Source organism: Inquilinus sp. Marseille-Q2685 (assembly GCF_916619195.1).
Classification (GTDB): domain Bacteria; phylum Pseudomonadota; class Alphaproteobacteria; order DSM-16000; family Inquilinaceae; genus Inquilinus.
Genome location: NZ_CAKAKL010000009.1, coordinates 170,803 through 182,984, shown reverse-complemented (window position 1 = coordinate 182,984; position 12,182 = coordinate 170,803). Strand labels below are relative to the sequence as shown.

The following is a 12,182-nucleotide window of genomic DNA, read 5'->3' as shown; positions in this document are numbered from 1 at the left end:
AGCTGACCGGACCTAGTCCGGCGATGTCACAGGGGGAGGAAAGCCATGGCCATCAGCAGGGCTCTGCTGCTGTCGGCGGCGCTGATCGTCCTGGGCGGTGCCGCCGCCGTCGCGCAGAACACGCCGCACGTCACCTGGCACGACGACGGCACGGTGACCCTGAAATCCGATCCCGAATACGGGATGGAGATCAAGACGACGAAGGAGGAGCTGGGCACGCTCTTCGGTCCCGGCCAGAAGCCCTTCGAGGGCGAGACGGTGACGATCCTCACCCTCGATTCCGGGCCCAAGGGCGGCATCTCCGGCCCGCTCTACATGTTCCGCCCGATCTGGGAGGAGCTGACCGGCGCCAAGCTGAACATCGCGCTGACCCCGATCTCGGAGCTCTACACCAAGACCTTCCTCGACCTGCGCAACGGCACCGGCGAATACGACGCCATGATCGTCGGCGCCTTCTTCTACGGCGACCTGATCGCCGGCAAATACATCCTGCCGGTCGACGAGTGGAACAAGAGCGGCGAGTATCCGAAATGGGATTACGGCGTGATGCCGCCGTCGGTGCATGCCATCTACACCTGGGAAGGCACCGGCTACGGCGTGCCCAGCGATGTCGACGGCCAGATCCTGTACTACCGCCGCGACCTCTTGACCGACCCGCAGCACCAGGCGGCGTTCAAGGCGGAGTACGGCTACGACCTGCCGGCGCCGCCGCAGACGGCGCAGCAGGTGCGCGACATCGCCAAATACTTCAACGGCAAGAGCTTCGACAGCAACGACCCCGACCCGGATTCGGGCATCGTGCTGCACCTGAAGGTGCGCGAGCAGGGACTGTACCACTTCACCACCCTCGCCACCTCCTTCGCCATGACGCCGGGCGAGACGCTGGACCGGACCCACAACGTCTATTGGTTCGACCCGGTCGACATGAAGCCGCTGATCAACAGCCCGGGCCATGTCAGGGCGCTGGAGTTCCTGAAGGAGCTGGCCTCCTACGGCCCGTCGGCCCAGGTGAGCTGGAGCCTGGGCGAGGCCTGGGACTATTTCCTGCGCGGCAAGGCGGTGTTCAACTTCTCCTACGGCGACGTCGGCGCGCTGGCGCAGGACCCGGAGCGGTCGAAGCTCCGCGGCAAGCTCGGCTCCACCGTCCTGCCGGCGTCCGACACCTACTGGGACATGGAGAAGAAGGACTTCGTCAAGGCCGAGGGGCCGCGGCAGGTCGGCAACAACACCGGCGGGTCGTGGCACGGCGTGGTGTCGTCGCTGGGCCAGCATCCCGAGGCGGCCTACAGCCTCTTGGCGCTGATGGCGATCAAGCCGTCGCAGAAGTTCCTGGCCACGATCGGCTGGGACGGCGTCGACCCCGGCTACAGCTACCAATGGCTGGAGCCGACCGGCGAGGCGAAGCTGACCGACTACACCGAATCCAGCCTGAAATGGGACGAGCAGGACGTGAAGGAGTACCTGCAGGCCTATTACGACACCTACAACGCCAAGACCACGCTGCCGTATCTGCGGATCACGGGAACACAGGAGTATTACGACGCCCTGGACAGCAACCTGTCGGCGGCGATGAGCGGGTCGAAGACGCCGCAGCAGGCGCTGGACGACACCGCGGCGGCCTGGGAGCAGATCACCGACCGCCTCGGCCGCGACCAGCAGCTGAAGAACTACCAGGCCGCGATCGGCTGGAAGGGCGAATAGCGGGCACGGACGGGGTGACGGAGGCGTAACGGGAAGGGGGCCGAGGCGGCACGATGCGCTGGACCGGACGGATCCGCCTGCTGTTCCTGACCCCGGCGGTGGCCTGGGTGCTGGTGTTCACCATCTTCCCGACGCTCTACACCGTCTATGCCGCCTTTCACACGGTGAAGACCGAGACGGTGATGACCCGGGCCGAGGTGCCGCGGCTGGACGCCAGCGGCAACCCGGTGCTGAAGCCGGACGGCACCCCGCGCACCCGGACCGAGGTGAAGCGCGAGACCGTCAACAGCTGGACCTTCGCCGGCCTCGCCAATTTCGGCCGCGTCTTCACCGACCCCCAGGTGCGCGAGGCCGCGCAGGTGACGGCGATCTTCGTCGTCGTCTCGGTCGGCATCGAGATGGGGCTCGGCCTTCTGCTGGCCTTCCTGTTCAACCGCAGCATCCCGGGCCGCGGCGTGCTGCGCACGATCATGATCCTGCCGATCTTCGCCACCCCGGTCGCGGCCGGCTACCTGTTCTTCACCATCTTCTACGAGGCCGGCGGGCCCCTGGGCTGGACCGGGATCCCCTGGCTGTCCAACCCGGGCTGGGCCCTGGTCTCCGTCATGATCGTCGATATCTGGCAATGGACGCCCTTCTGCTTCCTGGTCCTGCTGGCCGGGCTGCAGGGCATCCCGGACGACCTGATCGAGGCGGCGCGGCTGGACACCAGCTCCAGCTTCCGGATCTGGACCGGGGTGGTGCTGCCGCTGATGGCGCCGGTGATCGTCGTCGTGCTGCTGCTGCGCCTGGCCGAGGCGATCAAGGTGTTCGACGTCGTCGCCTCGCTGACCGTGGGCGGGCCCGGCAACGCCACCCAGTCGGTCTCCTACCTCGCCTTCCGCACCGGCCTGCGCTTCTTCGACGTCGGCTACGCCTCGGCCCTGGCGCTGACCCTGCTGGCCGTGGTGATGGCGATCGTCACCCTGTTCTTCAAGCGGGTGCGCAATGTCTACGCCTGAGGTCACCGCGCCGCCGATCCACGAGGCCCCCGTCGACCGGGTGAAGCCGCTGGGCCGGCGCAGCAGCATGGCCGATTCGCTGTGGTCGCTGGTCGCGATCGCCGCCGCGGTCCTGTTCTTCTTCCCGCTGTACTGGGCGATCTCGACGGCGCTGCGCAACCCGGCCGACACCTTCACCGTGGCCGGGCTCGGCATCCCCTGGCTCGACTTCCAGCCGACCCTGAACAACTTCGCGGTGGAGCTGAGCACGCCGGAGGGCTGGCGCGCGCTGCAGACCAGCCTGATCGTGTCGCTCAGCGCCGTCGCCCTGGCCCTCGCCCTCGGCCTGCCGGCGGCCTACGCCCTGGCGCGATTCCGGTTCTGGAGCAACAGCGACATCACCATCTGGTTCCTGTCGCAGCGCGTGCTGCCGCCGGTGGCGACGCTGCTGCCCTTCTACATCGTGTTCCGGTCGCTCGACATGCTGGACAGCAAGACGGCGCTGATCCTGTGCAACGCCACCTTCATCCTGCCTTTCGTCGTCGTCATCCTGCGCCAGACCTTCCTCGACCTGCCGGTGGAGCTGGAGGAGGCGGCGCTGGTCGACGGGGCATCGCATTGGGGCGCCTTCCTGCGCGTGGCCCTGCCGCTGGCGGCGCCGGCGGTGGCCGCTACCGCCATGATCATCTTCGCCTTCGCCTGGAACGAGTTCCTGTTCTCGTCCTCGCTCGGCATCACCGAGACCAAGATGATGCCCGCCCACATGGCCGGCGCGGTCGACACCCGCGGCGTGCAGTTCTGGTTCATGGCCACCCGGGCGCTGATCGCGATGATCCCGCCGGTGCTGCTGGCCCTGTTCGCCCAGCGCTACATCGTGCGCGGCCTGACGCTGGGCGCCGTGAAGGGGTAAAGCCGTCGCCGGTGGAGCCGGTGTGTTGTTGCCTCTCCCGCTTGCGGGAGAGGTCGGAGACGCGAAGCGGCTACGGGTGAGGGGATTTCGTCGAGGCCGGGACCAGCCCTCACCCGCCAGCGCTGCGCGCTGTCGACCTCTCCCGCGTCCGGCGGGAGAGGCGACGCGAGAATGCTCGGCGCCCTATGGAACCGGTCCGAGCGCGGTGATGCAATTCCCATGTGCCACGAACCGGGCTACTCCGCCGCACGGGCCAGGGGCGGCCAGACATCCCAGATCTCCTCGGCATAGTCGCGCACGGTGCGGTCGGAGGAGAACCAGCCGACATGCGCCGTGTTCCGGATCGCCATCCGGGTCCAGGCGGCGCGGTCGCGGTAGAGCGCGGCGGCGCGGGCCTGGGCGTTCCAGTAGGCGGCGAAATCGGCCGCCACCAGGAACCAGTCGCTGTGCCGCAGCGCATCGGTGATCGGGCGGAACCGGCCCGGATCGTCGGGCGAGAAGGTGCCGTCCTCGATCGCCGCGACGGCGCGGGCCAGGCGCGGGTCGGCCGCGATCACCGCCGCCGGGTCGTAGCCCTGGGCCCGCTTCGCCGCCACCTCGGCCGCGGTCAGGCCGAAGATCAGGATGTTGTCCGCGCCGACCCGCTCGGCGATCTCGACATTGGCGCCGTCCAGCGTACCGATGGTGATCGCGCCGTTCAGCGCGAACTTCATGTTGCCGGTGCCCGAGGCCTCCATGCCGGCGGTCGAGATCTGCTCCGACAGGTCGGCGGCCGGGATGATGCGCTCCGCCAGCGTGACGTTGTAGTTCGGCAGGAACACCATCTTCAGCTGGTCGCGGATCTCTGCGTCGGCGTTGATCACCTTGGCCACGTCGTTGGCCAGCTTGATGATCAGCTTGGCCATGGCATAGCCCGGGGCGGCCTTGCCGGCGAAGATCTTGACCCGCGGCGTCCAGGCCGCGTCCGGCTGGTCCCGCATCTCCTGCCACAGCGCCACGGCATGCAGGATGTTCAGCAGCTGGCGCTTGTATTCGTGGATGCGCTTGACCTGGACGTCGAACAGCGCGTCGCCGGAGACGCGGAGGTCCGCGATCTCGCCGATATGATGCGCCAGCAGGGCCTTGTTGCGGCGCTTCACCGCCCAGAACGCCTCGCGGAAGGCGCTGTCCTCGGTCTTGCCGGCCAGGACCGACAGCCGCTCCAGATCGTCCTCCCAGCCGGTGCCGATCATGTTGTGGATCAGCTGCGCCAGGTTCGGGTTGGCCTGCACCAGCCAGCGGCGCGGGGTGATGCCGTTGGTCTTGTTGGTGATCCGGTCCGGGAACTCCTCGTTCAGGTCGCGGAACACCGTCTCGCGCATCAGCTGGGTGTGCAGCGCCGAGACGCCGTTGACCCGGTGGCTGCCGAGGAAGGCCAGCGGCCCCATGCGCACCCGCCGGTCCCAGCCCTCCTGGATCAGCGACAGGGTGGAGAGGCGGCTGGGGTCCTTCGCCACCACGCGCGACGACTTCAGGAAGCGGTCGTTGATCTCGTAGACGATCTGCAGATGGCGCGGCAGCACCCGCTCGAGCAGGGCCACCGGCCAGGGCTCCAGCGCCTCGGGCATCAGCGTGTGGTTGGTGTAGCTGATGCAGCCCCGGGTGATGGTCCAGGCGCGGTCCCAGTCCAGCCGGTGCCGGTCGATCAGGAGGCGCATCAGCTCCGGCACCGCGATCGCCGGATGGGTGTCGTTCAGCTGCAGCGCCGCCTTGGCCGGCAGGTCGTCATAGCCGTCGTGATGCATCCGGTGCCGGCGCAGCACGTCCTGCAGCGAGGCCGAGGTGAAGAAATATTCCTGCTTGAGCCGCAGCTCCTGCCCCGCCGGGGTGTTGTCGTTCGGGTACAGCACGCGCGACAAAGTCTCGGACAGGATCTTGTCCTCGACCGACTTCATATAGTCGCCGGAGTTGAAGGGGGCGAGGTCGAACTCCCGCACCGGCTTGGCCGACCACAGGCGCAGCGTGTTGACCGTGGCGCCGCCCCAGCCGACCACCGGCGTGTCGTAGGCGACGGCCAGCACCCGCTGGCTGCCGCGCCAGACCGGCTTCGGCCGGCCGTCCGGCCCGGGCTCGCCCGGCTCGACCTTGCCGTAGAAGTCGATCGGATAGGCCACCTCCGGCCGCTCGAATTCCCAGGGGTTGCCGAATTTCAGCCAGTCCTCGGGATACTCGACCTGCCAGCCGCGGTCGAACTGCTGCTCGAACAGCCCGTATTCGTAGCGGATGCCGTAGCCGGTGCCGGCGATGCCGAGCGTGGCCATGCTGTCGAGGAAGCAGGCGGCGAGGCGGCCGAGGCCGCCATTGCCGAGCGCCGCGTCGGGCTCGACCTCCAGCACGGCGCCGAGGTCGACGCCGAAATCGGCCAGCGCCTCGCGGCAGGTGTCGTAGATGCCGAGATTGGTCAACGCGTTCGACATCAGCCGGCCGACCAGGAACTCCAGGCTGAGATAGTAGACCCGCTTGCCGTCCGTCGCCTCCTCGCGGTGCTGCGAGGCCATCCAGCGGTCGACCAGGCGGTCGCGCACGGCCAGCGCGGTGGCGGCGAACCAGTCGTGCCGGGTGGCGCGATGGACCTCGCGCCCGACGGCATAGACCAGCCATTCCAGGATGTCGCGCTTGAGCGTCTCCCGGTCGAGCGCACGCGGCTCGATGGTGATCGGGGAGGCTGGCAGCTCCATCGGCTGACCCCCATGCTGCACTGCGATATAGACCGCCCGTTACACCACGGATCGGCCCTGCGATCAATCATGCGACAAAAAAGACCCGGCGGAGGTTCCCCCGCCGGGTCGACAATGTCCGTGGCCGGGCGGCGCCCGCCACTGGCCTTTGGTGCTACTTGGCGCCGACCTTGGCCAGCTCGCCCTGGGTCGCCTCGGCGAACTTGCCGCTGTTCCAGATGTAGAAGACGTAGTCCGTCGTCTTCCGGTCGCCCTTGGCGTCGAAGGCCAGGGGGCCCATCACGGTCTTGTACTCGCTGCCGTCATGCAGCGCCTCGGCCACCTTCGGGCCGTCGAAGCTCTTCGCCTTGGTCGCCGCCTGGGCCCAGGCCTGGACCGCGGCGTAGCTGTACAGCGTGTAGCCCTCGGGGTCGTAGTTCTCGGCCTTGAACTTGGCCACCACGTCCTTGGCCGCGTCGCTGTTGCGCTGGTCGGCGCCGAAGGTCATCAGCACGCCCTGGCCGGCGTCGCCGGTGATGCCCCAGAACTCCTGGGTGACGATGCCGTCGCCGGAGATGAACTGGGCGTTCATCCCCTGCTCGCGCGCCTGGCGCAGGATCAGCCCGGCCTCGTTGTGCAGGCCGCCGAAATAGATCACGTCGATGCCGGCCTGCTTCATCTTCGACACGACGGCCGAGAAGTCGCGCTCGCCGACGGTGATGCCCTCGTACATCTTCTCGGTCAGGCCGGCCTTGTTCATCGCCGCCTTGGTGGCGTCGGCCAGGCCCTTGCCGTAGGTGGTCTGGTCGTGGATGACGGCGACGTTGCGGCCCTTGAACTTCTCGGCGATGAAGGCCCCGGCGACGTCGCCCTGCTGGTCGTCGCGGCCGCAGGTGCGGAAGACGGTCTTCTGACCCTGCTCGGTCAGCTGCGGGTTGGTCGAGGCCGGGGTGATCTGGACGACGCCCTCCTCGGCATAGACGGCGGAGGCCGGGATCGAGACCGAGGAGTTGAAGTGGCCGATCACCGCCACGACACCCTCGCCGACCAGCTCGTTCGCGGCCGCGACGCCCTGGCGCGGGTCCGAGGCGTCGTCGCCGTAGACCACGACGATCTTCTCGCCGTTGACGCCGCCGGCGTCGTTCAGCGCCTTCACCGCGGCGTCGGTGCCGCGCTTCATCTGCTCGCCGAAGGCGGCGTTCGGGCCAGTCAGCGGCGCGCCGAGGCCGATCTTCACATCGGCCCAGGCCGGGGCCGACGCCATCGCGGCCAGGGCCACGCCGGCCAGGAGCACTCGGTTGAATCTCGTCATCAGATCGCTCTCCCAGTTCATCGACCGGCGGGACGACCCCGCCGGCTCTGCTTGCTTTCCGCCGGCCCGGAAGGACCGGCGTCTTACCGTGCGGCCGGCCGCCGGTCGCGCCAGCCGAACAGGCCGGCGCGCTCGTACAGCCACGGATACTGCCGCACCATCTTCGCCGCCCGCGTCATCCGGTAGGCGACCGTGGCGCACAGGCCGATCCAGATAAGATCGATGACGAAGCCGGTCGGCGACAAGAGCGTACCGCCGAACAGCGCGTAATGCAGGAATCGCGTCGCACAGGCCAGCAGCACCACGAAGGGCGCCACCTTGCGCATCGGCGCCCAGCCCTGGGCTTGGCCCTGGCCGGTCAAGAGGCCGGCGCCGCCGCCCAGGATCAGGCTGACGAAGATGAAGTCGCCGACCGAGGTTCCGAGGATCTGTTCCATCGCCCGCCCCTCAATGCCCGCCTTCGAGATAGGCGGCCCGGACCTCCGGATTCGCCAGGAGCTCCCGCCCGCTGCCGCTCATCGTCACCCGGCCGTTGACCAGGACGTAGCCGCGATGCGCCAGCTTCAGCGCGTGGAAGGCGTTCTGCTCGACCAGGAACACGGTCATCCGCTGCTCCCGGTTGATCACCTTGATCGCCTCGAAGATCTGCTTCACCACCAGGGGCGCCAGGCCGAGCGACGGCTCGTCCAGCAGCAGGAGGCGCGGCCGGCTCATCAGCGCCCGGCCGATCGCCAGCATCTGCTGCTCGCCGCCCGACAGGGTGCCGCCGCGCTGGGCCTGCCGCTCCTTCAGCCGCGGAAACAGGGTGAAGATCTGCTCGAGGTCGCGCCCGAACGCCGCCGGATCGGCGGTCAGCGCCCCCATCTGCAGGTTCTCCATCACCGTCATGCGCGGGAAGATGCGGCGGCCTTCCGGCGAGATGGCGACGCCGCGGCGCACGATCTCGAAGGTCGGCTGCCGGGTGATCTCCTTGCCGTCGAACACCACCGCCCCCTTGCGCGCCTGCGGGTTGCCGCAGATCGTCATCAGGAGGGTCGACTTGCCGGCGCCGTTGGCGCCGATCAGGGTGACGATCTCGCCTTCCTTGACCTCGACATCGACGCCGCGCAGCGCCTCGATGGCGCCGTAGAAGGTGTGCACGCCCTGCAGCGACAGCATCACGGACGGGCCTCCCCGGTCACGGCGGCGACATCGGCCGCGATCTCCGGCGGCAGGTCCTCCTCCTCGGGCTCGCCGAGATAGGCGCGGATCACCGCCTCGTCGCTGCGGATCTGCTCCGGCGTGCCGTCGGCGATCTTCTTGCCGTGGTCGAGCACCACGACATGGTCGGAAATCTGCATGACGACGCTCATGTCGTGCTCGATCAGGAGGACGCTGGTCCGGTGCTCGTCGCGGATGGCGCGCAGCAGCTGGTTCAGCTCCTGCGATTCGCGGGGGTTCAGGCCGGCGGCCGGTTCGTCCAGGCACAGGATGACGGGGTCGATGCACATCGCCCGCGCGATCTCCAGCCGGCGCTGGCCGCCATAGGGCAGGCTGCCGGCGGAATCGTCGGCCTGGGCGGTCAGCCCGACCCGGTCGAGCCAGAACTTCGCCTTCTCCACCGCCTCGCGCTCCGCCCGCCGGTAGCCGGGCAGGCCCAGCAGCCCGGCGATCGAGAAGCCCGACGCCTTCATCAGCTTGTTGTGCTGGGCCACCATCAGGTTCTCCAGCACGCTCATCCCGGCGAACAGCCGGATGTTCTGGAAGGTGCGGGCGACCCGCGCCTCCTGGGCGATGCGGTAACCCGGGATCTGCTCCAGCAGGAACTCGCCGGTCTCGGCCCGCAGCGTCATGCGGCCGGAGGTCGGCCGGTAGAAGCCGGTGATGCAGTTGAACAGCGTGGTCTTGCCGGCGCCGTTCGGGCCGATCACGGCGGTGATGTCGCCGGCCCGGATGTCGAAGGAGACGTCGTCGATGGCGACGAGGCCGCCGAAGCGCATCGAGACGTGCTCGATGGTCAGAAGGGCGGTCAAGACGAGGCTCCCTTCTTGCCGTGCAGCAGGATGGTGGGGTCGCGATGGGCCAGCAGGCCGCGCGGGCGCCACACCATGATGCCGACCATGCACAGGCCGAACACCAGCATGCGGTAGAGGTCGAGGCCGCGGAACGCCTCCGGCAGGCCGATGATCAGGCAGGCCGCGACGACGATGCCGAGCTGGCTGCCCATGCCGCCGAGCACGACGATCGCCAGCACGATCGCGGATTCAATGAAGGAGAAGCTCTCCGGGCTGATGAAGCCCTGATACGTGGCGAAGAAGCTGCCGGCGAAGCCGCCGCACATGGCCGAGGTGGCGAAGGCCGCCAGCTTCAGGTTGGTGCGGTTGATGCCGAGCGACTGGCAGGCGATGTCGTCCTCGCGCAGCGCTTCCCAGCCGCGGCCGACCGGCAGCCGGCGCAGCCGGGTGCTGATCAGGTTGACCAGGAGGGCCAGGGCCAGGATCAGCAGGTAGAGGAAGATGATCCGGTGCGTCGGGTCGTATTCCAGGCCGAACAGCTGGTGGAAGGCGGTCGTGCCTTCGGGCGGGCTGCGGTCGAAGGGGAAGCCGAAGAAGCTGGGCCGCGGGATGTTGTTGATGCCGTTCGGCCCGCCGGTCACCGGCGCCCAGTTGATCAGGATGATGCGGATGATCTCGCCGAAGCCGAGGGTGACGATGGCGAAGTAGTCGCCGCGCAGCCGCAGCACCGGATAGCCGAGGATCAGGCCGAAGCCGGCGGCCAGCACGCCGGCCAGCGGCAGGCAGAGCCAGAAGCTGAAGCCGAAGGTGGTCGCCAGCAGGGCGTAGGAGTAGGCGCCGACGGCGTAGAAGGCGACGTAGCCGAGGTCCAAGAGCCCGGCGAGGCCGACGATGATGTTCAGCCCCCAGCCGAGCATGATGTAGATCAGCACGATGGTGGCGACGCCCAGCGTGCTGCGGCTGGCGAGGTCGGTGAAGGGGAAGACGACCGCCAGCACCACCAGGATCGGGCCGACATAGATGCTGAGGCGCTGCACCCGGGCGCCGATGCGGTCCATCGCCCGGTCCCGCTCCTGCCGCGACAGGCTGGCGCGGCTGCGGCGCTGCACCAGGACCGACTGGATCAGCAGCCAGGCGGCGCCGAGCGCCCCGACCAGCAGCAGCGGCACGGAATGCAGCTCCTGCACCGGCAGGGCCGGCAGCGCGTCGGAGATCGCCGGCCGCAGGTATTCGTAGACCGGCGGCAGGGCGAAGACGACGAGGAACAGCAGGCTGGCCCAGAACACCGGCCGCGGCACGCCCTCGCGGTTCAGGATGATGCCGATGCGGCCGAGGAAGACCAGCGCCCCCGCGATGGCGACGGCGGTGAAGTCGGTCTGGTAGTGGAGCGCGCCGCTCTGCTCGATGGTGCGGATGCCGACCAGCGGGGCGGTGAGGACCAGGGCGATGAGGGCGGTGACCCCCGCCTCCTTCGCCATGGCCGCGAGGTCGAGGCGGCGCCCGGCGGCCGCGTCGGATTGCGCGATCGTCGCCATGGCGTCAGACCTTCTCGATGTCGGGGCGGCCGAGCAGGCCGGACGGGCGGAAGATCAGCACCAGCACCAGGATGGTGAAGGCGGCGACGTCCTTGTATTCCGACGAGAAGTAGCCGGACCAGAAGGCCTCGATCAGCCCGATCAGGATGCCGCCGAGCATCGCCCCGGGCAGCGAGCCGATGCCGCCCAGCACCGCGGCGGTGAAGGCTTTGATGCCGGCCAGGAAGCCGATGTAGAAGTCGATCACGCCGTAGTAGAGGGTCACCATCACGCCGGCCACGGCGGCCAGCGCCGCGCCGATGACGAAGGTCATCGAGATGGTGCGGCCGACATCGACGCCGATCAGCGCCGCCATCGTGCGGTCCTGCGCGCAGGCGCGCTGCTGCCGCCCCAGAGAGGTGCGGTTGATCACCCAGGTCAGGCCGATCATCAGAGTGATGGTGAGCAGCACGATGATGATCTGCAGATACGACAGGTTGACGTCGAAGCCGCCGCCGGAGGTCAGCTGAAAGCCGCCCGGGATCTGCGGCGGCACCGGCTTGCGCCGGGCGCCCTGCAGCAGCTGGATGTAGTTCTGCAGGAAGATCGACATGCCGATCGCGGAGATCAGCGGCGCCAGCCGGGTGGAGTTGCGCAGGGGCCTGTAGGCCAGCCGCTCGACCGTCCAGCCATAGGCCGCGGTCACCACCACCGAGACGATCAGCACGATCGCCAGCGCCAGGGCCACCGACACGCCGGGCACGCCGAAGGCGCCGAGCACGACGAAGCCGATCACCGCGATGAACGCGCCGATCATATAGATCTCGCCATGGGCGAAATTGATCATGCCGATGATGCCGTACACCATCGTATAGCCGATCGCGATCAGACCGTAGATCGCGCCCAGCGTCAGCCCATTGATGAGCTGCTGCAGGAAATATTCCATGCTCGCGCCGAATTGCCTCCACAGACCATCCGCGGATGGTCGACCTCTCTGTTCGCTCGCCGTTTAGACCGAGGGCGTTTCTCTGTTCAAGCTCCGCGTCATCGTCGGATTGGCGCGACTATGGCGAAG

Annotated in this window: 10 protein-coding genes; 3 read left to right on the top strand and 7 right to left on the bottom strand. The window is 68.4% G+C overall.

All coding sequences use genetic code 11. The features are described from left to right. Window positions 1-45: 45 nt before the first annotated feature. Genes LG391_RS29760 through LG391_RS29750 form a run of 3 tightly spaced genes read left to right on the top strand, consistent with a single transcriptional unit; the run spans window position 46 to window position 3,591 of the window. Window positions 46-1,701, top strand: a complete 1,656-nt coding sequence (locus tag LG391_RS29760; RefSeq protein ID WP_225771894.1) for an extracellular solute-binding protein — start codon at window positions 46-48, stop codon at window positions 1,699-1,701. A gap of 53 nt (window positions 1,702-1,754) precedes the next feature. Beyond that, entirely contained in the window at window positions 1,755-2,702 is a 948-nt protein-coding gene (locus LG391_RS29755; protein WP_225771892.1) for a carbohydrate ABC transporter permease, read from the top strand. Beyond that, on the top strand, window positions 2,689-3,591 hold the full coding sequence (locus tag LG391_RS29750; RefSeq protein ID WP_225771890.1) for a carbohydrate ABC transporter permease: 903 nt from the start codon (window positions 2,689-2,691) through the stop codon (window positions 3,589-3,591). Before LG391_RS29755 ends, LG391_RS29750 begins: the two co-directional genes overlap by 14 nt. A gap of 236 nt (window positions 3,592-3,827) precedes the next feature. Here the strand turns inward: LG391_RS29750 and LG391_RS29745 are convergent, their stop codons facing one another. From LG391_RS29745 to LG391_RS29715, 7 genes are all read right to left on the bottom strand, one after another. Further along, window positions 3,828-6,308: a glycogen/starch/alpha-glucan phosphorylase gene (locus tag LG391_RS29745; protein ID WP_225771888.1), complete on the bottom strand. Its 2,481-nt coding sequence runs from the start codon at window positions 6,306-6,308 to the stop codon at window positions 3,828-3,830. A 154-nt stretch (window positions 6,309-6,462) separates the two neighbouring features. Next, a complete protein-coding gene (locus LG391_RS29740; RefSeq protein WP_225771885.1) occupies window positions 6,463-7,599 on the bottom strand; it encodes a branched-chain amino acid ABC transporter substrate-binding protein in 1,137 nt (378 codons plus the stop codon). Between the two features lie 83 nt (window positions 7,600-7,682). After that, entirely contained in the window at window positions 7,683-8,036 is a 354-nt protein-coding gene (locus LG391_RS29735; protein ID WP_225771884.1) for a DUF6867 family protein, read from the bottom strand. A gap of 10 nt (window positions 8,037-8,046) precedes the next feature. After that, window positions 8,047-8,757, bottom strand: a complete 711-nt coding sequence (locus LG391_RS29730; RefSeq protein ID WP_225772071.1) for an ABC transporter ATP-binding protein — start codon at window positions 8,755-8,757, stop codon at window positions 8,047-8,049. Next, window positions 8,757-9,578: an ABC transporter ATP-binding protein gene (locus LG391_RS29725; RefSeq protein ID WP_225772070.1), complete on the bottom strand. Its 822-nt coding sequence runs from the start codon at window positions 9,576-9,578 to the stop codon at window positions 8,757-8,759. Before LG391_RS29725 ends, LG391_RS29730 begins: the two co-directional genes overlap by 1 nt. A gap of 29 nt (window positions 9,579-9,607) precedes the next feature. After that, on the bottom strand, window positions 9,608-11,128 hold the full coding sequence (gene livM / locus LG391_RS29720; protein ID WP_225771882.1) for a high-affinity branched-chain amino acid ABC transporter permease LivM: 1,521 nt from the start codon (window positions 11,126-11,128) through the stop codon (window positions 9,608-9,610). 4 nt (window positions 11,129-11,132) lie between these two features. Next, window positions 11,133-12,053, bottom strand: coding sequence for a branched-chain amino acid ABC transporter permease LivH (locus LG391_RS29715; RefSeq protein WP_225771880.1), 921 nt, complete (start codon window positions 12,051-12,053; stop codon window positions 11,133-11,135). Window positions 12,054-12,182 lie beyond the last annotated feature (129 nt).

Coding starts and splice junctions, on each gene's coding strand:
- LG391_RS29760 (WP_225771894.1), top strand. CDS start 46: ATGGCCATCAGCAGGGCTCTGCTGCTGTCGGCGGCGCTGATCGTCCTG.
- LG391_RS29755 (WP_225771892.1), top strand. CDS start 1,755: ATGCGCTGGACCGGACGGATCCGCCTGCTGTTCCTGACCCCGGCGGTG.
- LG391_RS29750 (WP_225771890.1), top strand. CDS start 2,689: ATGTCTACGCCTGAGGTCACCGCGCCGCCGATCCACGAGGCCCCCGTC.
- LG391_RS29745 (WP_225771888.1), bottom strand. CDS start 6,308: ATGGAGCTGCCAGCCTCCCCGATCACCATCGAGCCGCGTGCGCTCGAC.
- LG391_RS29740 (WP_225771885.1), bottom strand. CDS start 7,599: ATGACGAGATTCAACCGAGTGCTCCTGGCCGGCGTGGCCCTGGCCGCG.
- LG391_RS29735 (WP_225771884.1), bottom strand. CDS start 8,036: ATGGAACAGATCCTCGGAACCTCGGTCGGCGACTTCATCTTCGTCAGC.
- LG391_RS29730 (WP_225772071.1), bottom strand. CDS start 8,757: ATGCTGTCGCTGCAGGGCGTGCACACCTTCTACGGCGCCATCGAGGCG.
- LG391_RS29725 (WP_225772070.1), bottom strand. CDS start 9,578: ATGCGCTTCGGCGGCCTCGTCGCCATCGACGACGTCTCCTTCGACATC.
- livM (WP_225771882.1), bottom strand. CDS start 11,128: ATGGCGACGATCGCGCAATCCGACGCGGCCGCCGGGCGCCGCCTCGAC.
- LG391_RS29715 (WP_225771880.1), bottom strand. CDS start 12,053: ATGGAATATTTCCTGCAGCAGCTCATCAATGGGCTGACGCTGGGCGCG.